The sequence below is a fragment of the Aeribacillus sp. FSL W8-0870 genome (assembly GCF_037963755.1).
In the GTDB taxonomy this organism is placed as follows: domain Bacteria; phylum Bacillota; class Bacilli; order Bacillales; family Aeribacillaceae; genus Aeribacillus; species Aeribacillus composti.
Genome location: NZ_CP150165.1, coordinates 1,688,609 through 1,714,341, shown reverse-complemented (window position 1 = coordinate 1,714,341; position 25,733 = coordinate 1,688,609). Strand labels below are relative to the sequence as shown.

Here is a 25,733-nt window from a genome sequence, read left to right as displayed (position 1 = left end):
ACAAGAGTAAGTTTCAAAACTTTAAACCTTGATTGGCAACCGGTATTTCAAGGTTTTTCTTTATTATTTGGGTTAAAAATAATTTGATCAAAGAGCTCATAAAGAAAAGCTTAAAAGAGGCCGTCCAAAAATGAACTGCCCCCTGTCAAGTAGACAGTAGAAATAATAAAAATATACCTAAGCGGCTTTAGCTCTATATTCCATGGGGCTAAGGCCGTTTAATCTTTTTTGATACCTTTCATCATGATAAAAGCGGATGTACTCATCCATCGCAAGAGATAATTCTTCAAATGTCTGATACTTATGTAAATAATACTTCTCGCATTTAAAGCGTTCCCCAAAAAGATTCCATTGGCCCATTATCAATACATCTGCCTACTCTTGACATACTTTGTGTCATCCCTGCTTGGTCTATTCTACGTTTAAAACCATGAGAGGTATATTGGAACCCACGGTCACTATGAATAAGTGGATGCTCTCCTTTTAAAAGTGCGGTGGCTTGATCCAACGTTTTGAATACAAGATGATTATTATTGGAATGTCCTAAAACATAGCTCACAATTGATCCATCATATAGCACTTAAATAGGCTTTCTTTAATGAACCATATTTTACTGCGACATCTTTTTTTCTTACTCTTTTGTCTTTAAGTGCTTCTTCTCCACCATTTTCATACTTCTTCACCCATTGATATACTTGTTGATAAGAAACTTCATAAGTCTCTGCTGTTTTTTTATAATCTTTTCCGTTCCCTAAACAATTAAGCACAATTTGTATCCGTTCATTGCAAGTCGTTTTTCTTCCTTTAGTCATAGAGCTTGTCTTTCCTTTCGACGTATCCTTTAAATCTCTATGGCTATTATACTTCTTCATCCATCGTTGAAGTACCGATCTACTTGAAATACCATATGTCCTGACAATCTCGTACTGTGAGAACTCACCAGATAAATAATCTTTTACAGCTGCTTCCTTAAAACCTTTCCAAGAATTTGAACGTTCTAAACCCTCTATTCCAAATTCCTCAAATTCATTTATCCATTGCCTTAAAGAATATTTAGTAACTTGATACCTTTCACAAAGCTCTTGAATAGTACATTCTCGGTTTTCATATGCAAGTAAAACTTCAAGTTTGAACTCTGTAGTATATTGCTTATACATAGAAAAACTCCCCTAAGGTAAAACAGATTTTTTATATTTTAATCTGTCTACCTTAAGGGGCATATCACTATCTGACTGCCCATCTTAGTTTCAATTCCTCATAGTTAAGATAAAAACATCCGATGATCCTTTTCTTTTTTTGTCCTCTAGCCTGTTTCAATTCCTCATAGTTAAGATAAAAACAATTTGATCGCAGAGTATATGATTGAAGTTTGGTAGTTTCAATTCCTCATAGTTAAGATAAAAACGCAATACGAATTATTGAAAGTGCACCTTTGAAAGTTTTAGTTTCAATTCCTCATAGTTAAGATAAAAACGTCATCAACGACTACAAACTAGGCACAAACAAAAAAGTTTCAATTCCTCATAGTTAAGATAAAAACCCCAAAAAATGTTGTTAAATAAGCATTTCATTTTTAATGCTTGACTGGTTATTTTTATTTTAACGAAAAGGGGAATTTTTATCAAACCTTTGATTTGCTTGCGCTCAATAAAGAGTTGAAAGAGTCGTCGATTCCCGGGGATTTTTGCACGATTGGGGGTCGACGACTCTTTTTTATTTCTTTAAAACAGATTTCAAAGTTTTCCTGCCGACAATGAAATCTATGTTGTATCAACCATTTTACCTGATCCATCTGTTTAATAAAGTAAACATCCGGGCTCGAGTCAGTCAAGACTTTGTGGGAATTTTTTTGGTTCGCTGAAAATAGATGTAAGTCATAGGTTAGCGAACCATTTTTTTGAATTTCATCCGTAAGCGCTTTCGGACTCTCATCCCTTGCCATGACAGACCGATATGTATACCTTTTTTTACCATCCCTTGAGTTCAGACAGGGCATGATAGATCGGAGTCCCGGACGATTGCTGTAAATATGGCTTGTTTCCGCGTTACCTCCGGAAGAAGACGGCGGACGCGTTGTTTCGCCTTGTTCACGATCGTCTGTTTGGTAGATGCCGTTTCCTCCGCCGGATGCGACGATTCTTCTCCTAAACGATGTCCGAAAAGACGAATCCCATCCATCCGGGCAATCATTGCCTTGAAAAACGCCCTGAGTCCCTTGTCTGTCCAACTGCGGCGGTATTTCACCCGATACGCCAGCTGGCTCATCACGCTTTCAGCCCTCCCCATCGGATACATGCCCGTTGTGTCCACTCCTTGCTCCTTCAGCCATTCCCGGTAATCACGGATGCATCCCGGCATCGATTCGATCCGGTGGATCAAGGCAGCCAGCTGTTGTTCTTTCGCTTCGTCCCCCAGCGTGCCGAGGGCGCTGTTCAGTTCCACAAGCAGCTTCTCTTCATCCTGCTTCGCCAGCTTTTGCCGAATCGCCTGCCACCGTGGATGGCCCGAGAGGCATTGGCGCAACTCACGCGCCACGTGGAATCGATCCAATTGGAAGCAGACCCGTCCCTTGAAATACTCCCGGCACGCGGTAATCCATGGAGCGCCGTCCCCGTTGATGACAAGAAGATCCCGACACGGATCATAGGCATATTCGTTCATCAAAAATTCCTCGAAGCCTTCCCACACCTCCCCCTTGCCCTCATGGACGTAATGGCGCTGATTCACGAATTCGATCCGTGAGCCGTTGCGCTTCCACCCTTCGTGAACGGTCAGGATTTTGTCTTCCTTGGCCCGTTTTCCCTTCCCTTGGCGAGAGACAAACAGTCCATCGGCCTCCACAAACAGCACCCGTCCATATCGCTGGTCAACCGGGCAGTGCAGCGGAACTTCAGCCTCGAGCACCAACTGGCGGATCGCCTCATGGCTCATCACCGGATACCCGACCATCTGGGCAAGCGTATGAGCCGCTTTGCGATAGGAAGAGCACTCCACAGCCAATCCCACCGCCGTTTCTTCTAGACAAGGGCTGATTGACTGCGATCCATCAAACGCTAAAAAGGAATCAAGCAAAAACGTGTAACGGTTTTGTTCTCGGTCTAAATAGTAGTTTCGCTCAAAGGTAACTTCGCCAAACAAGGTTTGAATCGTGGTGCGTCGTTTGTCTTTCAAGTGGTACCGGCGCTTGTCCCGGGTTTCCGCCAATTGTCGGTCGATGTCCTCCAACAGAGCCGTAAACAGCTCGGTGAAGGCGTTTTGCAAGGCTCGAAACAAATCAAGTTCGATCTCTTTGAATGTCAACGAATTTGTGGTAAGATGTTGTTGAATATTCATGGGACTCTCTCCTCCTGTTTGATGGTGTGAACAATGATCATCTTACCAGGGAGAGAGTCCTTTTTTCATGTTTCCTGCTTGGGATCCTACCGCGCTTTGCTTGGTGGCCCCGATGAGGGGGATTGCGAACCTACGTTCCCAACCCCCTCATCGGGGAATTCTAAGAATTTCTCCCACAAACATTTTACTCACACTCCGGGCTCATTCCCTTCTCATTCAATTGAAGGAAGAGTGAGATCATATTTAACGTTTCATTCTGGAAAAATTGGTTTAGGTCTATTCGATCGGTTCCTACGATCTAAAATAAGAACATGATCTGATAAATGATTGGTATTTTTTACTTAAAATTCCCCTTTTTTCTTCCTGTTTACCAAAAGTTTCATATTTTCTCTTATAATGAAATAAAAGCTGTTCCACATGTTGGAATCCATTTCGTTTCAATCGGAAGCATGAAGGCAGTGGATGTCAAGTATATCCCTTCTGAATGGGAAAAGACGAAGAAAGGTATTGGCGACCTGATCTGTCTCGGGGTATGGGGCAAAGGCATGATTGATAAGAAATCCCGCACCATTTGAAAAACAAAAGCGCAAATAGTGCACTGAAAGCCGGCCGGTTCGTAGACAACGCCCTGACCAATCTGAAAAATTCAATCCCTGACCGGCAAATGGGATTTGCCATGGAAGGGATTGAGAACGTTAAAGTTCCACCCGAAAACACCAATGGATTGGAGAATAAAGTTCGAGCTTATCTGAGTGAGAAGACGGGGTTAAATCTAGGCGAAGGTAAAGCAGGCAACGATGGCGTTGAACTTGGCACTAAGGGTACGGGTAATGTACAAACTAGTGGCAGGGAACTTTCAATTGATGAATATCTAAAGCAACTTGATAAAGCAGAAGAGATGTATGAATCTTTTAGAAAATCCCAAAACTGATGTCCAGTCTATCGCTAAAAACACAGGAATGACCGAACAGAGAATACAAAGAATTAAGGAGCATTTATTTATCAAAGAGCACATAAAAGAACATGGAATTGGACGCTTTGATCCAGATTATCAAATTGCGCAAGCTTGGGATAGACTTCAAAAAGGTACTTATATCAAGAATGATATTGATTTGTTAAATCATGAACTTTTTGAATCAAAATTTGAAGGAATATTCAAAACGGATTACAGGATCACACATGATAAAACAATTGAATCTGGGCGTCCGTGGTATCCACCAGAGGAGGAGTAAAATTGGCTTCGTATGTTTTATTATTAAAAGAATATGAAGATGATGAAACTGTGGGTTACAAATTCGGACCTAATGAAGAGATTATGGGTAAAATTGAGTTAAATAAAATAACTAGGAAATTTTCAGAGTTAGAAAGTTTACCAGATCAAAATATTCCCTCTAAGTTTTATTTTGATCGAGCTGCTCAAAGATTGGCAGTTTGCCTTGTAAGAGAAGGTGGCATATTTCCAGAAAGAACAGCTTTTGAGTCATAGTAGCTACAAAAAACCTTGATGGGTAGGATTGAAGTGACCCAGTAAAATGGGACAAGGAAAAAATACCTCCTGAATCGAATGTATAACTTACTTCGATTTGTGGAGGTGTTTTACTTATGGGGACAAGAGTTCATTATCCAAAGGAGATCAAGTGGAAAGCTATCGAGATGAAACAAGCAGGGTATACCAACCGAGAAATTATGGAGACGTTAGGGATTAAAAATAAGACGCAGATGACATGGATGAGATGGTATAAACATGGCGAAACTCATCGGTTTTCTCAGCCTGTAGGGAAGCAATATGTATGGGGGAAAGAGGCACAAGAATTAAATGAAATGGAACAGCTCAAAATGCAAAACCGTCAGCTAGAAGCACAATTGGAAATCTTAAAAAAGTACAAGGAACTCGAGAGGAGATGGTGCCAGAAGTAGTGGTCCAAGTTGTAAGAGAGTTAAAAGACAGATATCCTGTTGCCCTTATCTGTTCTTGTTTAGGAATTCCAAGATCGACATATTATCGATGGGAAAAGAAATGGGAAGAGTTCATGATGGAATCAGAGTTAGAACGGTTGATTCAAGAAATTTGTGTAAAGAATCATTATCGTTATGGTCATCGCAAGGTAAGAGAAGTCCTACGGCTTAAATATGGAATCAAGTTGAATCGCAAAACCGTACAAAAAATCATGCAAAAACGGAATCTTCAATGCCGTGTGAAGAAAAAACGTCAAAATTGGATCAATGGAGAAAGTAAAATCATCGTACCGAATCGTTTAAACCATGATTTTACGGCTTCTCAACCAAATGAAAAGTGGGTAACGGATATCACTTATTTGCCGTTTGGTACCTCGATGCTTTACTTGTCAACCATTATGGATTTATGCAATCATGAGATTATTGCCTATCAAATCAGCGACCGACAGGATGTTCAGCTAGTGTTAAAGACACTAGAAATGGCCGTAAAAGAGCGACAACCAAAACAAGTGTTATTCCATAGCGATCAAGGGGCGGTCTATACGTCTTATGCTTTTCAACATTTAGCCAAAGAAAAAGGCATTACCACGAGCATGTCCCGCAAAGGAAACTGCCATGATCATGCCGTAATAGAATCGTTTCATTCTTCATTAAAGGCTGAAACATTCTATTCACAAGAAAAACAACATCTCACTAACTCTATTGTAAAACAAATGGTTCAGAATGACATCTATTATTATAATCAAATTCGAATTCAGGCCAAATTAAACTACCTGTCACCTATTGAGTTCAGGAAACAGGCAGCATAGGTGTTTTTTCTGTGCCTCAAATAGGTGGGTCAGTCCAGATCCTTTCAAGGTTTTTCTTTATTATTTGAGTTAAATAATTTGCTCATAAAGAAAAGCTTAAAAGCCATTCTCACTGCTGAAAATGGCTTTTTGCTTATGTTACTTTATTATGAACAAACCTGTCTATTTCAGCCCCAATTTTTGCCCAACGTAAATTTTGTTTACGTCTTTTAGTTTGTTCCAAGATTTATTGTGCAACCGTGCTACCGTATTTAACAGCCAATTCGGAAACGGTATCCCCTTTTTTGACGGTGTGGTATTTTTTGGATGATCCACTACTATGAAAGATGCGCGTGGTAGAACTAACCTTGAAAGAATGGAAAAGGGGTTAGCACCGTTAGGTTCAGATCGAAAGCCTATAAATCTCCATCACATGACACAAAGAAATGAAAGTTCTATTGCTGAGGTTACACAAACATTTCACAATGAAAATAGTAAGATAATCCACATTAATCCTAATACTATCCCTAGTGGGATTAACAGGAATGAATTTGATAAATGGCGCAAAGATTATTGGAAACATAGAGTTAGTGATTTTAAATAGTTCGAGGAGAAAATTAAAGTATATAGAGGGAGGGAAAAATATGAGTATGGAAGCATATAATCAAGCTAAAAAAATTATTTTGTCTAATGCAGAACTAAGTGATTTTGTGGGTCCCCGCTCAAGAGAATTAATTATTCAAGCAGAAGAAAAACTTGGGTTAAAGTTCACAGGTTCATATTTGGATTTTCTGTTGTCTTTTGGTGCGGGTAACTTTGGTTCTCAAGAGATTTTCGGGATAATTAGTAGCGATTTTGAAAATTCTTCAGTTCCAGATGCAATATGGTATACTTTAACAGAGAGAAGAGAGAGTAATTTGCCAAATAATTTATTAATAATTCACGATACAGAAAGTGATGAAGTTTTTTGCTTAGACTTTAACAAGATTGATAATAATGAACCTAAGGTTGTCTCATTTTTTCCAGGAGTTGACTTAGACAAACAAAAGTATGAAATAATTGCAAATGATTTCGGGGATTTCTTATTAGATTTAGTTAAACATGAGCTATAACCTATATTACCTCGATTGGCTATAAGCCTTTCAAGGTTTTTTATTAGTTATAGTTAACCCAATATTAACTTCAGAGCCCATGATGGTTCTACCTACATGGAGTTTGGCAGATATGCATGGTAAAGCGACTAAACCATTAATACCCTTCGAGTACACTTTAAAACACGTGAGAACGCATTCTCGTGGCGAGAAAGTGGGGGTAAGCTTTTAACTGGTTGTGACAATAATAAACTGTCAAATTATTATTGTATTGTATTTTCACTAGAGACGGTCGTTCCCATGTCCGTTTCCATTACCACTCCATTGATCATCACGCCTGATTGAAGATACCGGCGGATTACCTTCAGTAGAATTCGATCTTTGATCGTTTTCGCCAAGATCCCCATCAGTTTGTCGTGATTCACCTTGTCAAAGAATTTCTCTAGGTCTATATCGACTACCCAACGATATCCTTCTTTGATATAACCCTTTGCTTCCCTAACCGCATCATGTCCCCTTCTACCTGGTCGGAAACCATAGCTATGGTTCGAGAAGGTCGGATCAAAGATTTTCGTCAACACTTGGGCAATCGCTTGTTGGATGAAACGATCCGTCACGGTAGGGATCCCTAGAAGTCTTACTCCACCGTTCGGTTTCGGGATTTCGACTCGACGGACGGGTAAGGGCTTGTAGGTTCCTTCTCTCAACGACTGTCGAATGGAGTCCCAATTTTCGTAGAGGTGTCTTCGTAGGTCTTTTACGGACATGCCATCTACTCCGTGACCTCCTTTATTCTGTTCGACTCGTTTCAGTGCCGCCAGGAGATTTTCCCGTGACAAAATCATTTCCATCAACATTGATATCCTCTCCACGTGAACGAATTCTTCTATTTGTGCCATCTTCTGCTCCACCCTCTTGAAGTCCCCCGTGGGATTCACCACTTCCTCCTTCAAGTAAGTCCTATCGGATTGTCTGCTTCCACACAGAAGATGAACGCCTAGCGATTCGTTCTCCTTAATTGTTCAGTCCTTCCTCTTCCATCTCGAGCTTGAAAGAGTACTATGACTTCTGCTGACTTCTGACTGTTCAGCTATCTATCACTAGATAGGTTACCAAGGTTACTTGGCGTGCCAGCCAGACCTCCCCGGGTAAGAGTGTAATCTTTCCTTCCATCCATCTGCTTCATTTACTCTGTATCACCTTCGGCAGAAAGGGCTTTGTTTTGTCTTGCAAACTCACCCAGTGATACCTAGCCTCATATGAAGTTCGTGTTCCTCAGACCGGAAGTTTGCCGCTCGCTTCCTTCAGATTCCGCGTCACCACGGACACCCTTGCTCTTGGCTAACCTCTACTTCTGTCTTCGGGGTTCGGGACTTACACCCTATAGATTACACCCATGCCGGGCGCACACATAAAAGGGTTCAGACCCTAGATCCGAACCCTTAAAAGAAATTTGCTGCTCGTATTAGTCTTTTATTCTTTTACTTCTTTCTTTAAGAAACCGACCATAAGAGCTGTTACAAATGAACCAATTAAAATAGCAAGTACATATAACCATGGACTGCCGCTTATAAACGGGATGACAAATATGCCTCCATGCGGTGCTGACAAACCAATTCCAAATACCATCGTTAACGCACCGGCAATTGCGGAGCCTACGATAATCGATGGAATTACACGTCCTGGATCAGCTGAGGCAAAAGGAATGGCTCCTTCTGTTATAAAGGTTGCCCCCATAATATAGCACGTTTTTCCTGCTTCTCGTTCTGCTTTTGTAAACTTCTTTTTAAACAAAGTTGTTGCAATGGCTAGTCCTAATGGAGGAACCATACCGCCAGCCATAATCGCAGCATGCGGGGCGTAGTTTCCTGCATCAATCATCGCTAAACCGAATGTAAAGGCTGCTTTGTTGATCGGACCTCCCATATCTACAGCCATCATTCCCCCTAAAATCAAACCTAAAAGAACTAAGTTCCCAGTTCCTAAGCCTTCCAGCCAAGCTTTCAATCCATCGTTAATCGCTTTAACAGGATCATTCACCACATACATCATAATAAAACCTGTAATTAAAATACCGAATAAAGGATATAGTAAAACTGGCTTAATCCCTTCTAATGATTGCGGCAGAACCTGAAAGATTCGTTTTAAAAGAACGACTAAATATCCGGCTAAGAAACCGGCAATTAATCCGCCAAGAAAACCGGCCTCCCCATTTGCTGCCAAAAATCCTCCGACCATTCCCGGAGCAAATCCCGGACGATCCGCAATACTCATGGCAATAAATCCGGCTAAAACAGGAATCATTAATTTAAAGGCATTTTCCTTGCCAATAGTCATCAATGCTTCAGCAATCGGATGGTAAGATGGATCGTTCGGATCGAACGCTTTAATCCCAAAAATAAATGAAATGGCAATCAAGATACCGCCGCCAACGACAAATGGCAGCATGTTTGAAACCCCATTCATGAGGTGCTTATAAAATCCTTTTCGTTCTCCCCGTTGAAACGCTGAATTTGTTTCTTTTCCCGAAGCTTTGTAAATAGGTGCGTCTTTCTTTAATGCTCGTTCAATCAACTCTTTTGGTTGGCGAATGGCTTGTGCAACAGGGACTTCAATGACATGTTTGCCATCGAAACGGTCCATTTCCACTTGCTTATCTGCAGCCACAATGATTGCGTCTGCCTCTTCGATCTCTTCTGGCGTCAGCTTATTTTTGACACCGCTTGAACCATTCGTTTCAACCTTAATGTCAACGCCTAACTCTTTCGCTTTTGTCTTCAAAGCATCCGCTGCCATATACGTATGAGCAATACCAGTCGGACAAGCGGTAACGGCTAAAATTTTTCCTTTTTTAGAATCGATCTGCTCGCTCTCTTCTTCATTTTCCTTTTCTTTTTCATTGATAATTTCAATGATTTCCTCAGCAGAATTGGCTGATTCAATTTTTTTACGAAACTCTTGATCCATTAACAATGTCGATAAACGGGAAAGTGTTTCTAGATGAGCATTGTGGACGCCTTCACTAGCTGCAATCATGAAAAATAAATGGCTGGGCTTACCATCTAAAGACTCAAAGTCAATGCCTGCTTTTGAACGACCGAATGCGATCGCAGACTGTTTAACTGCATTCGTTTTAGCATGCGGAATCGCTATCCCTTCGCCAATTCCAGTCGTACTTTGAGATTCACGAGCAAGGATGGCCTCCTTAAACGCTTCTTTATCGTGAAGCTTCCCTGCCCTCGCAAGCGTTTCTATTAATTCATTAAGTACTTCCATTTTGGTAGCAGACTGTAAATCTAATATAATCGTCTCTTTCGTTAATAAATCCGTGATTTTCACTATACAATCCTCCTTACCGATAAATTTCCAAGCGAATATTTGGAAGAAGCTGTTCCACGCTTTCCTTTGTACATAAATCTTCTGAAAATGCTGTTGCACTTCCGGCACTGACGCCGTGTTGGAATGCTTTGATCGCGTCATGGTTTTGAATATAGGAGGCTAAGAAACCGGCAACAGTTGAATCCCCAGCTCCTACTGTATTTTTCACGTTACCTTTTGGGACTTTGGCCAATACGGTATGATCAGCATTAATCAATACTGCTCCGTTTCCTCCCATGGTAACGATTACATTCCTTGCTCCTTCATTTTGCAGCTTCTTTCCGTACTTTATTGCATCTTCTACCGTCTCAATGTTTACATGAAACAACTCTCCTAATTCGTGATGGTTCGGTTTTATTAAAAAAGGTCTCATAGGTATCAACCGTTTTAGACTCGGTCCTGATGTATCAACGACAAACGGTATTTCCCTTTCCTGACAAATCGATGCTATCGTCTCGTAAAAATTTTCAGGAACTGTTGGAGGCAAACTGCCAGCAAGCACTAAAACATCATCTTTATTTAAAGAAGAAATTTTTGATAATAGCTTTTCCTGCTTTTCTTTTGAGATGGCAGGTCCATTCCCGTTAATTTCCGTTTCTTGATCTCCTTTCAGCTTTATATTGATCCGGGTAGGCTCTTCCACCTCAGTGAAATCGATGGCAATATTTTCACTAATTAATGCATTCTTAAGAAAGTCTCCTGTAAAACCGCCTGCATACCCTAATACAACACTATCGATACCAAGGCGTTTCAATACGCGGGACACATTGATCCCTTTTCCTCCCGGGAAGTAAAGTGTTTCTTCCACTCGGTTCAATTCTCCTATTTTTAAGTGATTAATACGGACGTGATAATCAATCGATGGATTTAAGGTAACCGTATAAATCATGATTATTTCACAACCTTTACTGCGGTTTTGGCTGAAAATTCTTCTAAGATTTCTTGATCAATTTCATCTGTAATAATGATGGCATCATTTAAATCTGTAATTTTTGAAAAGGTAAATTCATTAAATTTTGTATGATCAGCCAGAACAAATGACTTTTGTGAGAGATTCATTGCGAGGCTTTTCACAGCCGCTTCTTCTGGATCAGGAGTTGTATAACCAAACTCAAGGTGGATTCCGTTAACACCCATAAAGGCCTTATCAAAACGATACGATTGCAGCCCCTCTTGAGCCCCCTTACCGATGAGAGCTCTTGTGGTCTTTTTCACATAACCACCCGTTAAATAGGTTTCGATATTTTGTTCAAGCAGTGCTTCCAAATGGGTTAATCCATTTGTTACTACTTTTATTTTTTGAGCAGAAATGTACGGGATCATTTGAAAGGTGGTTGTACCCGCATCCAAATATATACAATCACCATCTTGAATGAGACTCGCTGCATATTGAGCGATCATCCGCTTTTCTTCTAAATTCTTTGTCGATTTTTCGGAGATGCTCAGCTCTTCACTTCTTTGTTGAAATAAGGAAGCTCCGCCATGAACTCTCTTTAACTTTTTTTCTTTTTCTAATTGGCTTAAATCTCTTCGAATCGTAGATTCTGACGAAGAGGTTGCCTCCACCAATTCTTGAATTTTGACGACTCCCTTTTGTTCCAACAGCTCTAAAATGATCCGGTGTCTCTCTGGTGTTAGCAGCCTTATCAACTCCCATCTGGATGTTTTCTCTTTCTCTAATTTCATTATAGTGTAAGCACTTTCGAAAATCTATCATTTTTTATCAAAAACATTCAAAAATGATCGTTTTATGACAAAAATCAGTCACAAACGATCATATGACAAGTCCATTTAATCCAAAACGAGAAAAAAAAGGAATCTTCTACATCATGTTCGCCAATAAAATAACCCTTTCTCCTACAGACATCTGTCAAGGAGAAAGGGTAGTAAATAAGTTATGAAAAACGTTGCCCTGCGTGTTCTAAACCAGTCCGAATGAATGAGATTTAAGTTCTTATAGTTAAGATAAAAACATGGCATTAGCCGACAACTTTCTTGGTCGCCAACTGGTTTCAATTCCTCATAGTTAAGATAAAAACATAGTCTGATAGCCCCGTCACCCGTAGGGCCGCAACGTTTCAATTCCTCATAGTTAAGATAAAAACTGGTCGAAAAAGCGCATCGTGAAAAACGACCGAAATGTTTCAATTCCTCATAAATTATAACATTTATCTTGTGAATTGTTGCTAATTTTTAAAACCCTTGAAAATCAAGGGTTTTTCTTTTTCATCTTAGCGTAAATCCGAGTGAATTTTATGCCCTCCAAATAGCTTTTGCCCCCAATTTGTCCCCTTTAATTCTTCCGATTACATCAAGAAAAGCAGGTAAAAAAGCACGGCCTTTTCGGTCGTACTTTTTTACCTCACACGCAACTTTTGCCCGACAAGAATCAAGTCTGGATTTTTGATATTATTGAGCTTCACTAAATTTTGCACGGTTGTTTCGTACTTCTTTGCAATTTTAGTTAGGGTATCACCCTTCTTTACAGCGTAATACTCATCTTTTTCTGTTTTAGCAGGCACTTTTAATACTTGCCCGGTGATGATCAAATTTGGGTTTTTAATGTTGTTCAGTTTAACCAATTCATTAACAGTCGTTCCATATTTTTGAGCAATTTCTGAAAGGGTATCGCCTTTTTTGACTGTATAAACTTGATGTTCTTCTTTTTTCGCTGCAGCTTCAGGTTTTGTCGGCTTTTTATTTCCAACTTTATCGTATTTGTGCAGCTCATATTTTTCAATGATTCGGATTAACTTTGCTGCATAGTTTGGATCGGTTGCGTATCCGCACTCTTGGACCTTTTTGCATGCAGTCACATAGTTCGTTTCACCGATAATTGACTTGTATTTGTTTTTATCCCAAGAAACACCGTTTGTGTAGAGCTGTGCTAAATCTTCCAGGCTCTCTACCCATGAAGGATACTTCCGAAATGCGGCATCCGTTTTGTATGGCTTGCCGTTGCGATATTCAGTCGTTTTCATCGTTACCGACTGACCGTTGTAACTTCCTTTGATTCCGAAAAGGTTTTTCCCATTTTGAGCTAATCCACTTTGGCCAAAGTTGCTTTCCAAACACGCTTGCGCAATCACAAGCGATGCAAGAATTTTGTACTTCTCTTGAATTTTTTGAGCGTGCGGAGCGATTTGTTTGATGAATTCCATTTAATCATCTCCTTATGAAAAAAATAAAAAAGAGCAACCAAACACGATTGCTCTTTTCTGGATCAAAAAACATTCTTGACTATCATTTCTTTGAGGCTAAATAAAGACTAACCCTTTTAAATTGAGATTCTGGGCTAAATGTACGAGTTACATTATATTTAACTTTTTCTCCGTTTATAGCGGAATTTAAATCTGTAAAAATTTGATAGAGATAGCTTAAAGAAGGTTTATCATAGTAATTTTCTGCCTGTAGTATTAAGGCCCCCGCAATATTTAAATCATTCAAAATTTCTGATTCATCAAATCCATAATATTTTAGATAAGCAACATCCTCCACAAGCTTCTGCCATTTATCATTAATCTCTAAGTTCTCAACTGCATGGAAACTTGTGCCATGATCTGTCAGATCATCTAAATACTTTTGAACATTCTTCAAACGTTGCTTTGCTATTTGTTCGTTTTTAAATACGACTTTATCTTCATAATCAACGTATTGGAGGGATAGAGCGAATGCGTAAGAATCATTTTTAAATATGTCTGACAAATCCTGTTCTTCCGCCGTACTATCTTCAGTTTTATAACTTTTAACTTCATCTGAACTTATATTAAACATCATGAAGTTAAATGCGATTCCCATAATAAACAATAAATTTTTCATGGAAAAATCCCCCTATAACCATTTGGAAATATCATACCAAATGATCTTTAGGGGATCAATAATTTTTTATTTTACCAAGTAAATAGTCTTCTGTGCAGAATAAAGTAACTTACCTGATGCACTGTACCATTCAACCTTTACGTAGTATGTTCCTCTTTCATCGGTAGGATATATTCTTATGTTATTTCTAAAATCCATATGCCCATTTATTCCTACAACTTTATTGTGTACAACTATTCGCCCTGTCGTACCTCGAACTAGGTATACACCTGCATAAAGATGTGCGTTCCCATTGTATGGCGTACAATTTGCATAAACCTCAATGTATTTTGCTTTAGGTCCATAATATGTCGCGTCAGTTTTTATAAAAGGCATGATTTTATTCCCCCTTTCCGATTTCCCTTTACTTAAAAGATTCCAAATAATGATCTGCTTGTTGCGCTTTTTTTGTGAGGCTATTATTCTTCCATGCAGTCCACATGGAAACAATGACTGTCAACACAACTGAAACGCCTTCATAAATTTCTTCATCAGTAAAAGGCAGCAATTGAAAATGAAAAAAAGAGATTGATACTTGGTTGATTAATACCAAAAATAAAGTGATAATTCTAATCCAAGTACTTTTTGTAACACCCTTCCAATTCATACTCTCACCTCCTTTCAATTTTGAATGATGTTCACGATAAGCATTAAAATAGCGACAATCCAACCGCCCCATTCTCGAATGGCATCTAAAACGGTTGTCTTGCCGCTTTCAGCTGCTTTAAGTTTCTCAATTTCGCTTTCAATGTTGTACAGTTCTTCTCGCAACCCGTTGTATTTTCTGATGATGTCTCTGGTTTCTTTCATTTCAGAGCGTAGACTAATAATCTCATCTCTCATCTTCATAATTTGTTCGAATAGTTCTTTGTTCGAATACCATTGTTCCACCAATACTCTTCCTTTCTGCCATCTATCATTCAGGAGTTGGCAAATATGTGAACACGCGCGGATCTTCCTGCCCGACGGTCCACATGGCTACGCCTTTGCATCCATACTCCGAAATGTATCGGAGTGTTCGAATGAATCCTTCTAGATCACTGTTCCAAGCGATGGAATAGCCTTCCGAATCGCCGATATAGAAGTTTCTCAACCATACACCAGCATCCACCATCCGGATACGGACTGTTTTTTCACCAACCCAGGACGGAATATTGACAATCGGAAAGTTATCGTAATCATTGTCAATGTCAATATCCAGGCCTTCATCCGGATTAAACCCGCTGTATACTAAATAGCCCAATTCATCATACGAATAAGGACGGTCCTCTTCTAAAGCAACATATTCCCGCCCATCAACAATCGCTGACACTTTCTCCATCGGTTCATACCGGTCGTTTGTAGCAATGTGCAGGCGATAGCAACGGATTCTTGTACCATTCGCATAAACGCCATGAGCACCCCTAGACAAAGAACCAGGTAAAGAACCGGAATAATTGATATATTCGACAGCACCGACCAGAATTTTTATGCGACCATTGTGAACACGAACGGTGAGAGTATGGCGACTTCCTAGGCCGTTAGCCAACGTTTCCGACATGGCCGCAGTCGCCAAGACCTGACTGGATCCGCCGCTTTCGTAAACCAGTCGAACTGTTCGATTGCGATAGTTAAGCTGTGCAATATAACCATTTCCGACCGTTCCAGGATTTCTCGCGTAAAAACGAATTCCATAAATCGCATTTGAATCCAAGGCTCGAATGTCAGCCTCAATATGAGCGTTGAAGGAGAACTCACGATTTAACACAAGCTGTGCCGAACTATTCCGAGCATCACAATAAACATGAGCTTCATCACCGCCAGACGCGGCAACTGGCCGCCATGTTCCATTTGAATAACCGATATTTTGAAGTGGACCACGACAAGCCCCATCAACCGGATATGGTCCATTTGGTGCCCGGAAACCGGTAATCGCCCTCTGGTAATAATTCGTTTCCGTCAAATTCTCCACTTCTTGATCAGCAAAAGGACCAAACAAGTCTTCCCAAAAAATCGCCGGTCTTGGATGGCGACGGATTAATTCAGCAGTCAGCGTTACTTCATCCGGCATATCTGCGTCCACTTTCGTAACAACACCATCAACAACGGATCCTCTCTTTTTGGGAACTTGAAGATTAACGTTATATTCAACTTCTCCTCCGGACATTCCATGTTCAAAATCCCGACAGATTACAAACCCCATGATTTGAGCTAAATCTTGAGTAACACCAACTGTAATCGTATTTGATGTGCTAAACGAAAAAGTGCCGCAATCGAAAAAGTGATGGGATGGATTGACGAAAAACGGATACCAATCCGGAATATCCTCGCCAATGACATAATCAACCCCATTCACGTTAATAGGAATGCGGCAATTCAGATAAGGAAAATATACCGTCGCTACCAGGCGATACGTTCCAGGCGTTGATAAAGAAAACGAATAAGTGACACGCCCATCCTGACCAATAGCACCGCTGGCCCGGACGCACGAATTCGTCGCTTCGTCGTAAAGATACTGGCCAGGTAACGTATTGTAACCATAAAAGGTATAACCAGGCAGATCATCCTTAGGTTCCCAAACAGAATGAGCATCGCTGATATGTCCAGAGGTCGAGGTCGCCTCGGTCAATACCCTTTGAATCCCGGTAAATTTGGCACGTTGGTGTTTGGAATAGCTGGTGATGTATTCCGCGTTTCGATAAGTCCCCCGATAAACCACTTGACTGTTATTGTAAGGCAACAGACGAGCAAAGCGAGCCTGAAAACGATCGTAACAATGCAAAAAAGTATATTCATAGCCCGACTCTTCATCATGGAATCCACAATACGGAATAAACGATTGATCGAACCAAATGAACTCGCCCTGGTCGTTTCGTTGCCCGGCGTTATGCTTAAACAGGCCATTTTGCCACTGTAGCAACTGCCAATAAGCAATCGCAGTACCCAAACGGTCACGATTTAAGGACCAACGCCGCCCATAGGCCGCATTCCCGATAAAAGTCTTTTCCGGTGGTAAAACATTCCGAACATGATCCAAGACCTCTAAAAGCCACCAGACAGGAGTCGATGGCCCCGGTGCGGTATTTCCAGCCGAGAAATCATATGACATGATTTGATATTCATCCAGATCCGCTTCAGCAATGGTCGAATAATTCGTCCAAGCATACCAGGACGGATTATACTCACCGGTCATGGCATGAAGGTTTACACGAATCTCCAAACCAAGTGGCCGGCAAACTTCGTCTTTTACACGTCTCAAAAGGTCCCGGTATTTTTCCGGTTCTTGAGCCGACCGCGGCCTTGATGTAGTTTTCTCGAAGTCCATCTCAATCCCCTTGATCCGTCCAGGAAACCGGTTCAAATAAAGCTCGGCTATTTTTTTAAATTGCCGAACAAAAGTGTCCTGTGCTCCATTCACATTATCGAGGATCGGCTCCACACGAGATGCACCGAAACAAACCATTTGCAACGACCATTTGATATCTGGATAATGGTCGACCAAAAAACGAAGTGAATCACGCATCCACCATCGAATGGCCGTCTCATCTTCATTTAGAACCGGGTATCCCTCGCCGGCTTTATAGCTATAAATCGTACCGTCGGCATTTACACCGAAATCATGCAGGCCAACTCCGTAAATTTTATCATGATGATTCATGAAAGCGAGCCAGAAATTCTTTTGATTGCCGCCCCAGTTTTTCCAGGCGTCCGGATTAAGGATCCGCCATTCACCTGGTGAAACTTCGGTCGCGTATTCCGCAAACTGTGCATTGGACGGTTCATTCAAGGTCCATGAGATGAACTTCAAAACTTAGCCCCCCCTTCTTCCCAATGGAACAATTCAGCAATTCCCCAAAAACCAATCCCGGTATCACGCATAACGCCATCCACCAGCTTATAAAATTCAATACGGATCCGATTTGAACCGTAGGCCAAGCCCATAAACATCTGGCGTCTTATCGGCAATTTCCCTTCGCCAACAGAGATAACACGACTGGCCAAATTGGCCGGTTTCCCATCAACGGTGGCCACACGTTGAGTACCCAGTAATTTAATTTCACTCCCAGGACCACCAGGAATATCAAAAATAAATTCACGCGTGTACCGTTTGTTCAAAGGATGATCCGGTTCATCCTCGTAGACCATTTCACCATAACCTGTTTTAAACGCTCCATAATTCGACGAAATCCGCAATAAATCAAACTCATTTTTTGCATAAAGAGTTAAATCAACTGGAGTCGTTACCGTCGGCTCATTAAAATTGGATTCAAAAATATTCGGAACCACAATCACTTCATGCCCGCGACCGACGATGTTATAAAATCGGTTTTGGACATTTTCAAAGACTCTCGGCTGATCACCTAAGTAAACATCATCGCCAACAGCAGTGACAGTTTCATCCAACGTGCCATATTTTGCTTTGAACCACTCGGCCGTATTCGGAATGGTCGCGGTCACTTGCTCGCCATCCTGCAATTGAAAATCGGTGACATGAACTGAACCCTGTTCCGCATTTTCCACCACAAAATCAATTTCAATACTAGAAACTTTTTTATCTTTTGCTCCTTCAACTTTAGTGAAATATCGCGTCCAGGATTCTTTGTTCATCTTTCATCACCCATCCAAAGACCAACGCATCTCCGATGGATGCCCGGTCCACATAGTCGCGATCGTTCCGCCTTGCAACATAATATCCGTTACGTTAACGGAACCAGACTGGCAATTTTCAACCACAAACTCAATTTCAATCGAAGAAACACCGCGACTAGGATCCGGAACATCTATCTTCCGGTTGAAAAAATTAAAAAATAACATGACTACTCATCCCCACTTAACGGAATCCAGATAGGCTCTTCTTCCGTTCCATCTTGATATTTGAATTTTACATAAACACCTATGCGGCCATTTCCGACCCGTAGGTTTTCTGTTGCCACTCGCAGACTTAATGAATACGAATCGCGGTGTGCAGGATAAATTGTTTGCCGCAATGATTTCTTCACGCCAGGCTGGGCCGTCGCACGAAATGAAGCATTTCCGCTGTAGCCATTTTCCGCATCCAACTCCCAGCCATCGTTTGTCCAGTAATTAAAGCCATCATCACCACGAGAATTCATCAAATAGTTAAAAACATGAAGGTTCAGCATTTCGTCTCGCTCAACCGCGTCCTCGGAATACAAAAACTCGGCCCCTTCCTGGATCCCAGTTAACAAATCAGACAAGCTCGGCTGTTTAGATTCCAGCTGAAGTTCTGTATTCCAAGGCTGGATAACATTATACTTCCAGGACACGATCCGAGTCCGAACATTAATGCCGAGTTCTTTATCATAGACTAAAACCTCGTCGCCCAGGAAAAACTCTTCATGCGACATACCGGACAAAGCCGATAAATCAGCCGCTCTTAACACATAAGAGGACCGAGGACGAGCAAGGACCTTCAGAGCTTCCTCGCCGCGTTCCTTTAAGTGGTACGGATTCGTGAACCGCTCGTCTTTAGTGACCCGAACCCGAACCTTATCGGTAAAGGAAAAGTCGGTCAAATAAGGAACGCCATCATTCGCATCCGCGATTGACATGTTGTTTTTACCATACAGATAAAGTTTTGTGACCAATTCCTCGGTGTCGTAAATCGCCTCGACTTCTTCCAGGTTTTTTGAATAGGCGATAGCCGCCCCGGATTTGCGACCAACTGGTTCTGTAAAATCAACCGTCATGGTATCGGTATTAAAATGTAATTCACCACCAAAAAGACTAGGCAATTCATGCAAAGCCTTTAAACGATTGGTAAACCCTGCTTCCAGTTCAAGTGTGCGTTCCCGAGTAATAGTCACTTTTCCGACACGCCAACCAGTGCCATCCAGGATGTCCTTCATAATAACTTCAGGCGTAGCACTTTCCCAACGAGCATGCTCCACTGGCTCAGCAAATTGTAGATCATACCAGAGAGCCTCCGCGTAAACTTCAATTTCAGCCGGCGACAACCCGGACCGTTTCACGCTCACACGACGGATGATATAAATGCTATTAACCAGCTGGACCAAGTTCTCATTAACTAAATATTTTCTCTTTTCGTCTTTCCAAGGCAACGTAAACGTAACCTGGTCAATCCCGTTTATTTCTTGCTCCAGGATTATATTGTCGGCATTTTCCAGGACTGCCAAACGTCGGCGGTTTTGATCAAGAATAACCGGCCTAGCTTGAGCTAGACGATTAAACAACGGTTTGACTTCCCGGGCACCCCGACTGTTATATTTAATTCTTCCAAGCTGGTTATATCGCACAGAACCAAGCTGGTTATATTTATTCATTCACATCACTCCACAACAAGCCAAGGCGAACAATAGTGAGCACGCTGGAACAACTCACCACTCGCAGGATACGGATCCGGCATATTTCCAAACGGAATATCCGTCGCTCGATAGCCGCCATAATAAGTGTGTGGATTCGGCCTTTCAGTGAGGTCACGCAAAAAAGTAACCGCGTTAAATGACACCAAAGGAATAACGCTTTGTTGTCCTAACCCATTCCAGTAGGCTGTGGTTCCATCATGCCGAGCAATCCAATAAAAACCAGGCTCTAGTTCCCAGTTAACGTCGGCATAACCCCAGCCGCCCTCGGCAGGAATCGTTATTGTTGGACTTTCATACAAGAGCCGGCCAGGACGCATAGAACCGTTATCTTGATAAATTCCGACCTTCACATTGACGGTAGAACTGGCATAGTTCAAACTCATAGCCGCTTGTTTGAAACGTGTTTTTGTTGTAACCGGAAACGGAAAGGCATCAATGGTGTTCCCGTAGACAAGAACTGCAAAAGACGGCCTATGAGTGTCCACATTTACAGAGCCATCAGGATGAAGTGGATTATAATCACGACGAAAATGCGTTAAATAAGAACCGGAAACAGGATAAAAATGAAAAGTCCCTCCCGGATTATTGGCAAGCAAGGCCGAATATTGATCAATCCCAGACTGCAGGCTTTCAATTACCGAGGACCCGGCAGTTATGTGCGTAAAATCTGCTGTGATTTCGTCCGTTGATGCTTGCTGTTGATGGAATACCACTACACCATGAGCCGGAGAAATTACATAATCATTCGGATCCACTACCGAGCCATTCCGATAAATAATCGGTTCCGGCTCTTCCAACCAGCCACGAATTGACCCTTCATAAATGCGAAAACGTAAAGAAGGATCATCCTGGTCATCAACCGGCCGCAATTGGTGACCTGTTGTTTGTGAAGTTTTCATATCCAGGACTAATTCAATTTTATTGACGGAATGCTGCAAACCACTCACATGAGCCGCCAAAATATCGTCGCTTGACAAATCGCGATAAGGTGTAATGGCCATATTATCCCCCCTTTTACTTCCAGCAACTACGAGCTGTTACTTTGAACGTTGAAACCGTCGCGTTTCCTTCGACCGATATCGATAAACGATTTGCACCAGGAACTAAAACCGGCATGTCGATATTGTCAATGTCATTTAAAGCCGATTCTTGAGTGCCATCCGTTTTTATGATGTAAGCAGTAACGAATTTGGAATCCAATACAAGCGTTTCACCGGCCGCAAGCTCCCCGGTAAAAGTAATATCCGCGTTATCAGTTACCAGCTGAATTGAACCGCCTACATTAGACCCTTGAATTTCGATCTTTGGATAAGACACCGCCGTCCCTTTCCGGTCAAGCGTATAGGTTCCCGGACCATTCCATGACATCACGTCGTCCTCAATGGCGTACCAATATGGATCAGGACAGAAAAACTGGATTTCCCCCTGACCGACCGTCGCGATTTCATCCAGGACGGACTCATCGGCCAAAATTCCTTCAATGAATTTGTCCGGCTCATCCGAAAATATCATCGGCACAGGTTCTTCGGTGTCCAAATAAACCGCTAATTCACGAACCAAAGACCGGTAACTTTGATGATCCTTTTCATGCAAAGTGACTTCCACTGGCAACAAAATAGGACCGTCTCTTTTTTCAAAAAAGAAAGCACCAGGACGCCCATAAATCTCCTTAGTGCTTAGGTGCCGCGGTGCGAGAATTGGCCGGCCAACATTATTCACAATGATAAGGTCGCTCAAATCGTGACCATTAAACGTCAGCATTAAAAACCACCCCTTGAACGAATTCTGGATCGTTGAATATGGCCCAATTCGCGGTCCATATACGGTGCGGTAACACGAGCAATCTCGCGACCATCCAGATTGACCGGCACAACAACCTCTTTAGGACCATTGTAGACCGTAAAATCTCTTAAATCGCTTCCGCCCTGAGAGAGCTGGGCATGGTTTTTCCCAATTTCTCTCGCATACCGCATGCTGACGTCATGAGGTATGACTTGAGTTCCAGAAGGCAAAAGGACGAGCTCTCCGCGACCCCCCTCGTTGATTCTTGCAAAACCGCCTTCCCAGTCATCCGTACCTCGAGCCAGGTATGGAATTTTTGATATGTTTACCCCAGGAATTTTGTTAATCAGACCAATTGCCGCGTTTATTCCACCGATAACGCCATTGATAAAACTTTTTACTTGATTGACAAGTCTTTGTACCGCATTACCGATACCGCTAAAAACACCGGAAACAAAGCTGGTCAAGCCAGACCAGGAACTTTGAATAGCATTAAACACTCCAGTTATGACCGAGCTCACCCGGTTCATAATGCTGGATGCAATCGAGAAAATCCGGTTAAACACTCCGGAAACGACACCACTCAAAGAGCTGATTATGCTAGAAACGGTACGGATCGCCGAAGTTACCGTCCCTAAAATGTTACGAAATACGCCGGAAATAATACTAAACACCGTACTAAACACGCCGGAAACAAATGAAGTGATTGGCGAAATTACGCTGAAAATCGAGCTAATAATTCCAGCGATAAACGTGACGATCGGCGAAATTATGCTAATGATTGACGAAATGATGCCAGCAACAAAAGCGACAATTGGTGAAATGGCCGAAATGATATTTGCTACGACATTAACGACCGTCGATAACACCGCCATCACCACAGGAATGATGGCATCAAACGCTGACGCAACCGCCCCAAGGATTGCAATAAGAGCCGGTGCAACAGCCCGAACGATATTCAATACCGTTTCAATCAAAATCATTAAAACAGGAACCAGAGAGCTGACCAGGATAGTCACTAATGGTGCGACTTGAGCAATAATGCCGGCGAAAGTAGTCACCAGCTGAGTGATGATCGGTAACAATTGACTAAAGACATCAATCAGAATCGGAATTATTGCCATCGCTAAATCCATGATGGTCATCCCTAAGCTCATAACGACAGGCATCAGAGCACTGATCACATTCATGACCATCGGAATAATGGCCGCCGCCAATTCCCCTAACGTTTGACCGAGCATGGTGAGTAACGGTAATGCCATAGATGCAATTTGACTAAATCCCTGTGCAATTTGAGGACCGAATTCTTGCAGTATTAACAAAGCCATGCTTAAAACCGGATTAAACGCTAGGAACAAGGAAGAAAGTGATGTGACCTCGCCGCCGGCACTTTGGAAACCTTGGATAAAGCTAGAAACGAATTCCGTAACAGCACCAATAACCGTCTCCAGAACGGTAACAATCAATTCGAATGCATTTATTAATCGACCGCCTACTGTTTCAGCAAACGATGTCAGACCTTCACGAGCACCATCCCACATTGTCTGCAGGATCGGCGACACCGTCGCAATTACGGTAGAAATAATGCTTGCTAAATTTTGAAAAACGCCAAAAACAAGATTCCTAAACTCTTCACTTTTTGCCATTGCCACCCCAAAGGCAACAGCCAGGCCAGTAATGCCGACAACAACTAGACCGATCGGACTTAATAACAACGACGCGATATTCAACAGCGATCCAAAACTTGTCGTCAAAAATCCTACAATTTTCAAGGCCGGACCAATTCCAACCAAGAACCCGGCACCAATGGCTACAGCCCTTGTAATAAGTGTTTGGACGGAAGGTGATAGGCCATCAAACCAGGATTTTAATTCACGAGCACGATCAATAACATTATTAAACGCCTGACCGAACGCAACGCCCCAATCGGCCGCCTGTTCTTCAACTTGAGCCAAAAATCCGCGGAATTCGGTTAATAGTGGCTTGACCGTTGAGAAAAAACCTCCGGCTTTGCCGCCAGCATCAAGGAAATTAGCACCGATCCGAGCAATATCGGCCCCGATATTCGCAATCGCTGCAGAAAACGATTCTTCCCCCATGATTTTGGCCGCACCGCCGATGTTTTTCTCAATGGCATTCAAGAGCATATCGGTGGAGATTTCTCCCTTACTTGCCATGTCAAAGATGGCGTCCGCGGTCGTATTTGCTTCTTCAGCCAGCCATTGATAAACCGGCAACCCTCTGTCGGAAAGCATTTGTAGTTCACTGTTGTAAGCCCGGCCAGATGTGGTAACTTTGTTCAGAATTGCACCGATTTCACCTAATGACGCACCAGCGATCGCCGCAGTATCCGCTGTTAAGCTCAAATAACGAGTTAGCTCTTTTCCTGGTGGGATTCCAGCCGCTACCGCATTCGCCGCAGTCGTAGCCGCTTCATCTAAGCCGAAAGCTGTCCCCTTAACAGACGCCAACGCGGAATCCATGATGCTTTCAATAGCCTCGGCATCATGTCCTAAACCTTTCAATTTAGCACGAGCAGAATCAATCCCCACCAGACGGTCAAAACCTTTTACAAGCGTAATGCTAGTGAGTGCCGCCGCCGCTCCTACCGCTGGTACAGTTATATTCCGCGTCAATTTGCTACCAAGATCCGAAATGGATTTCCCGATCGATTGAACCCTTTTTCCGGTTTGATTCACTCGGCTTTGAAGGTTTGCCAAAGATTCCTGTGCTTTTTGGAACCCAGCCCGGAATCCACTCGGATCCGCTGTTAATTTAGCTGTAAGAGTGTAATCTGCCATTTAATCACCAACCTTCCGTCCCGGTTTCACCGGCCGTTTCAGGCCCGCTTCTTTGTAAATCCTGTCAATCCAGGACTTACCGTCGCGTTTTTCCATTTCCGTAATGATTTTAATCGCGTTTTCGTTGTATTCTTTGTCCGCTTTGGCCTGTTTCCGTTTGAACAGCTCTATGAATTTTTTGTTTTTCTTTCTAAAGGCGTTATTGATCGCGTTCAGAACCGCATTTCTAAGATGCGTCATTTCCGTAACCAGTTTTGTTTCATAGGCCTTGTAAATAAACGCCTTTTCCACCTCGGTCAATTCGTTATAATCCCGTTTTGTAAAGCCAAAATTGACAACAAAAAAAGCAAGTTCTCGTTCACGAGAATAAGAACTTGCTAATTCCGCCAATTCCTTCTGTTTCCCGGTTCGCGATTCGAC

The 25,733-nt window shown here is 42.1% G+C and carries 25 protein-coding genes, 4 pseudogenes and 1 CRISPR repeat array; of the genes and pseudogenes, 7 read left to right on the top strand and 22 right to left on the bottom strand.

Annotated elements, in window-relative coordinates; genetic code table 11:
- Positions 1-177: 177 nt before the first annotated feature.
- The 4 genes and pseudogenes from NSU02_RS08350 to NSU02_RS08335 all read right to left on the bottom strand — a co-directional run bounded on the left by NSU02_RS08350 (position 178) and on the right by NSU02_RS08335 (position 3,333).
- Positions 178-360, bottom strand: coding sequence for an IS3 family transposase (locus tag NSU02_RS08350; protein ID WP_339195285.1), 183 nt, complete (start codon positions 358-360; stop codon positions 178-180).
- Positions 329-559 (bottom strand): annotated as a pseudogene (locus NSU02_RS08345) (DDE-type integrase/transposase/recombinase); the annotation flags it as partial. The pseudogene NSU02_RS08345 and the gene NSU02_RS08350, both read right to left, overlap by 32 nt.
- A 10-nt stretch (positions 560-569) precedes the next feature.
- Entirely contained in the window at positions 570-1,157 is a 588-nt protein-coding gene (locus NSU02_RS08340) for a helix-turn-helix domain-containing protein (protein WP_339195283.1), read from the bottom strand.
- Positions 1,158-1,243: 86 nt separating this feature from the next.
- Positions 1,244-1,540: direct repeats of the CRISPR family, unit length 31 nt; unit sequence AGTTTCAATTCCTCATAGTTAAGATAAAAAC.
- A 427-nt stretch (positions 1,541-1,967) separates the two neighbouring features.
- Positions 1,968-3,333, bottom strand: a pseudogene (locus NSU02_RS08335) (ISLre2 family transposase).
- A gap of 323 nt (positions 3,334-3,656) precedes the next feature.
- Between NSU02_RS08335 and NSU02_RS08330 the strand changes: the two are divergent.
- The 7 genes from NSU02_RS08330 (at position 3,657) to NSU02_RS08300 (ending at position 7,189) form a co-directional block, all read left to right on the top strand.
- Positions 3,657-3,908, top strand: a complete 252-nt coding sequence (locus tag NSU02_RS08330; RefSeq protein WP_339195280.1) for a hypothetical protein — start codon at positions 3,657-3,659, stop codon at positions 3,906-3,908.
- Between the two features lie 101 nt (positions 3,909-4,009).
- On the top strand, positions 4,010-4,264 hold the full coding sequence (locus NSU02_RS08325; RefSeq protein ID WP_339195277.1) for a hypothetical protein: 255 nt from the start codon (positions 4,010-4,012) through the stop codon (positions 4,262-4,264).
- Positions 4,236-4,565 carry a hypothetical protein gene (locus NSU02_RS08320; RefSeq protein WP_339195275.1) on the top strand — a complete coding sequence of 110 codons (330 nt, stop codon included), beginning with the start codon at positions 4,236-4,238 and terminating at the stop codon, positions 4,563-4,565. Before NSU02_RS08325 ends, NSU02_RS08320 begins: the two co-directional genes overlap by 29 nt.
- A 2-nt stretch (positions 4,566-4,567) precedes the next feature.
- Positions 4,568-4,819, top strand: a complete 252-nt coding sequence (locus NSU02_RS08315; RefSeq protein WP_339195273.1) for a hypothetical protein — start codon at positions 4,568-4,570, stop codon at positions 4,817-4,819.
- Positions 4,820-4,935: 116 nt separating this feature from the next.
- A protein-coding gene (locus NSU02_RS08310) for an IS3 family transposase (protein WP_339195271.1) occupies positions 4,936-6,098 on the top strand; the annotation gives its coding sequence in 2 pieces (ribosomal slippage) (positions 4,936-5,209 and positions 5,209-6,098; 1,164 coding nt in all).
- A 319-nt stretch (positions 6,099-6,417) separates the two neighbouring features.
- Positions 6,418-6,681: an HNH/ENDO VII family nuclease gene (locus tag NSU02_RS08305; protein WP_199757337.1), complete on the top strand. Its 264-nt coding sequence runs from the start codon at positions 6,418-6,420 to the stop codon at positions 6,679-6,681.
- A 40-nt stretch (positions 6,682-6,721) separates the two neighbouring features.
- The gene (locus tag NSU02_RS08300; RefSeq protein ID WP_339195268.1) at positions 6,722-7,189 is read left to right on the top strand and encodes an SMI1/KNR4 family protein; all 468 of its coding nucleotides are present in this window, start codon (positions 6,722-6,724) and stop codon (positions 7,187-7,189) included.
- A 272-nt stretch (positions 7,190-7,461) separates the two neighbouring features.
- Here the strand turns inward: NSU02_RS08300 and NSU02_RS08295 are convergent.
- From NSU02_RS08295 to NSU02_RS08210, 18 genes and pseudogenes are all read right to left on the bottom strand, one after another.
- A pseudogene (locus NSU02_RS08295) lies at positions 7,462-8,025 on the bottom strand (reverse transcriptase domain-containing protein); the annotation flags it as partial.
- 616 nt (positions 8,026-8,641) lie between these two features.
- Positions 8,642-10,507, bottom strand: coding sequence for a PTS fructose transporter subunit IIABC (locus NSU02_RS08290; protein ID WP_311067195.1), 1,866 nt, complete (start codon positions 10,505-10,507; stop codon positions 8,642-8,644).
- A 13-nt stretch (positions 10,508-10,520) separates the two neighbouring features.
- Positions 10,521-11,435 carry a 1-phosphofructokinase gene (pfkB, locus tag NSU02_RS08285; protein WP_339195265.1) on the bottom strand — a complete coding sequence of 305 codons (915 nt, stop codon included), beginning with the start codon at positions 11,433-11,435 and terminating at the stop codon, positions 10,521-10,523.
- A 2-nt stretch (positions 11,436-11,437) separates the two neighbouring features.
- Positions 11,438-12,187 (bottom strand): DeoR/GlpR family DNA-binding transcription regulator, encoded by a 750-nt coding sequence (locus NSU02_RS08280; protein ID WP_066249044.1) that lies wholly within the window; start codon positions 12,185-12,187, stop codon positions 11,438-11,440.
- Between the two features lie 716 nt (positions 12,188-12,903).
- Complete coding sequence (locus NSU02_RS08275) at positions 12,904-13,161, bottom strand: LysM peptidoglycan-binding domain-containing protein (RefSeq protein WP_311067322.1); 258 nt, start codon at positions 13,159-13,161, stop codon at positions 12,904-12,906.
- A 90-nt stretch (positions 13,162-13,251) separates the two neighbouring features.
- Positions 13,252-13,707, bottom strand: a pseudogene (locus NSU02_RS08270) (glycoside hydrolase family 73 protein); the annotation flags it as partial.
- 82 nt (positions 13,708-13,789) lie between these two features.
- On the bottom strand, positions 13,790-14,365 hold the full coding sequence (locus tag NSU02_RS08265; protein WP_339195262.1) for a hypothetical protein: 576 nt from the start codon (positions 14,363-14,365) through the stop codon (positions 13,790-13,792).
- Positions 14,366-14,431: 66 nt separating this feature from the next.
- Complete coding sequence (locus NSU02_RS08260; protein ID WP_311066959.1) at positions 14,432-14,740, bottom strand: hypothetical protein; 309 nt, start codon at positions 14,738-14,740, stop codon at positions 14,432-14,434.
- A gap of 28 nt (positions 14,741-14,768) precedes the next feature.
- Positions 14,769-15,011 (bottom strand): phage holin, encoded by a 243-nt coding sequence (locus NSU02_RS08255; RefSeq protein ID WP_311066958.1) that lies wholly within the window; start codon positions 15,009-15,011, stop codon positions 14,769-14,771.
- A 14-nt stretch (positions 15,012-15,025) separates the two neighbouring features.
- The gene (locus NSU02_RS08250; protein WP_311066957.1) at positions 15,026-15,295 is read right to left on the bottom strand and encodes a hypothetical protein; all 270 of its coding nucleotides are present in this window, start codon (positions 15,293-15,295) and stop codon (positions 15,026-15,028) included.
- Between the two features lie 25 nt (positions 15,296-15,320).
- Positions 15,321-18,191: a glycosyl hydrolase family 18 protein gene (locus NSU02_RS08245; protein ID WP_339195259.1), complete on the bottom strand. Its 2,871-nt coding sequence runs from the start codon at positions 18,189-18,191 to the stop codon at positions 15,321-15,323.
- Entirely contained in the window at positions 18,188-18,991 is an 804-nt protein-coding gene (locus tag NSU02_RS08240; protein ID WP_311066955.1) for a hypothetical protein, read from the bottom strand. The genes NSU02_RS08245 and NSU02_RS08240 overlap by 4 nt, the downstream gene beginning before the upstream one ends.
- Positions 18,992-18,997: 6 nt before the next feature.
- Entirely contained in the window at positions 18,998-19,198 is a 201-nt protein-coding gene (locus NSU02_RS08235) for a hypothetical protein (protein ID WP_311066954.1), read from the bottom strand.
- Between the two features lie 2 nt (positions 19,199-19,200).
- Entirely contained in the window at positions 19,201-20,688 is a 1,488-nt protein-coding gene (locus NSU02_RS08230; RefSeq protein WP_339195256.1) for a phage tail protein, read from the bottom strand.
- 5 nt (positions 20,689-20,693) lie between these two features.
- Entirely contained in the window at positions 20,694-21,731 is a 1,038-nt protein-coding gene (locus NSU02_RS08225) for a hypothetical protein (protein WP_339195254.1), read from the bottom strand.
- Between the two features lie 13 nt (positions 21,732-21,744).
- Positions 21,745-22,491 (bottom strand): distal tail protein Dit, encoded by a 747-nt coding sequence (locus NSU02_RS08220; protein WP_311066951.1) that lies wholly within the window; start codon positions 22,489-22,491, stop codon positions 21,745-21,747.
- Positions 22,491-25,313, bottom strand: coding sequence for a tape measure protein (locus tag NSU02_RS08215; protein ID WP_339195250.1), 2,823 nt, complete (start codon positions 25,311-25,313; stop codon positions 22,491-22,493). The genes NSU02_RS08220 and NSU02_RS08215 overlap by 1 nt, the downstream gene beginning before the upstream one ends.
- A complete protein-coding gene (locus NSU02_RS08210; protein WP_339195247.1) occupies positions 25,314-25,703 on the bottom strand; it encodes a phenylalanine racemase in 390 nt (129 codons plus the stop codon).
- Positions 25,704-25,733: the final 30 nt, after the last annotated feature.

What these genes read in the sequence shown, in the direction of transcription:
- NSU02_RS08340 (WP_339195283.1), bottom strand. Translation starts at nt 1,157, where the DNA reads ATGTATAAGCAATATACTACAGAGTTCAAACTTGAAGTTTTACTTGCA.
- pfkB (WP_339195265.1), bottom strand. Translation starts at nt 11,435, where the DNA reads ATGATTTATACGGTTACCTTAAATCCATCGATTGATTATCACGTCCGT.
- NSU02_RS08230 (WP_339195256.1), bottom strand. Translation starts at nt 20,688, where the DNA reads ATGAATAAATATAACCAGCTTGGTTCTGTGCGATATAACCAGCTTGGA.
- NSU02_RS08330 (WP_339195280.1), top strand. Translation starts at nt 3,657, where the DNA reads ATGATTGGTATTTTTTACTTAAAATTCCCCTTTTTTCTTCCTGTTTAC.
- NSU02_RS08305 (WP_199757337.1), top strand. Translation starts at nt 6,418, where the DNA reads ATGAAAGATGCGCGTGGTAGAACTAACCTTGAAAGAATGGAAAAGGGG.
- NSU02_RS08240 (WP_311066955.1), bottom strand. Translation starts at nt 18,991, where the DNA reads ATGAACAAAGAATCCTGGACGCGATATTTCACTAAAGTTGAAGGAGCA.
- NSU02_RS08260 (WP_311066959.1), bottom strand. Translation starts at nt 14,740, where the DNA reads ATGCCTTTTATAAAAACTGACGCGACATATTATGGACCTAAAGCAAAA.
- NSU02_RS08320 (WP_339195275.1), top strand. Translation starts at nt 4,236, where the DNA reads ATGAATCTTTTAGAAAATCCCAAAACTGATGTCCAGTCTATCGCTAAA.
- NSU02_RS08350 (WP_339195285.1), bottom strand. Translation starts at nt 360, where the DNA reads ATGGGCCAATGGAATCTTTTTGGGGAACGCTTTAAATGCGAGAAGTAT.
- NSU02_RS08265 (WP_339195262.1), bottom strand. Translation starts at nt 14,365, where the DNA reads ATGAAAAATTTATTGTTTATTATGGGAATCGCATTTAACTTCATGATG.
- NSU02_RS08300 (WP_339195268.1), top strand. Translation starts at nt 6,722, where the DNA reads ATGAGTATGGAAGCATATAATCAAGCTAAAAAAATTATTTTGTCTAAT.
- NSU02_RS08255 (WP_311066958.1), bottom strand. Translation starts at nt 15,011, where the DNA reads ATGAATTGGAAGGGTGTTACAAAAAGTACTTGGATTAGAATTATCACT.
- NSU02_RS08220 (WP_311066951.1), bottom strand. Translation starts at nt 22,491, where the DNA reads ATGCTGACGTTTAATGGTCACGATTTGAGCGACCTTATCATTGTGAAT.
- NSU02_RS08235 (WP_311066954.1), bottom strand. Translation starts at nt 19,198, where the DNA reads ATGTTATTTTTTAATTTTTTCAACCGGAAGATAGATGTTCCGGATCCT.
- NSU02_RS08225 (WP_339195254.1), bottom strand. Translation starts at nt 21,731, where the DNA reads ATGGCCATTACACCTTATCGCGATTTGTCAAGCGACGATATTTTGGCG.
- NSU02_RS08325 (WP_339195277.1), top strand. Translation starts at nt 4,010, where the DNA reads ATGGAAGGGATTGAGAACGTTAAAGTTCCACCCGAAAACACCAATGGA.
- NSU02_RS08215 (WP_339195250.1), bottom strand. Translation starts at nt 25,313, where the DNA reads ATGGCAGATTACACTCTTACAGCTAAATTAACAGCGGATCCGAGTGGA.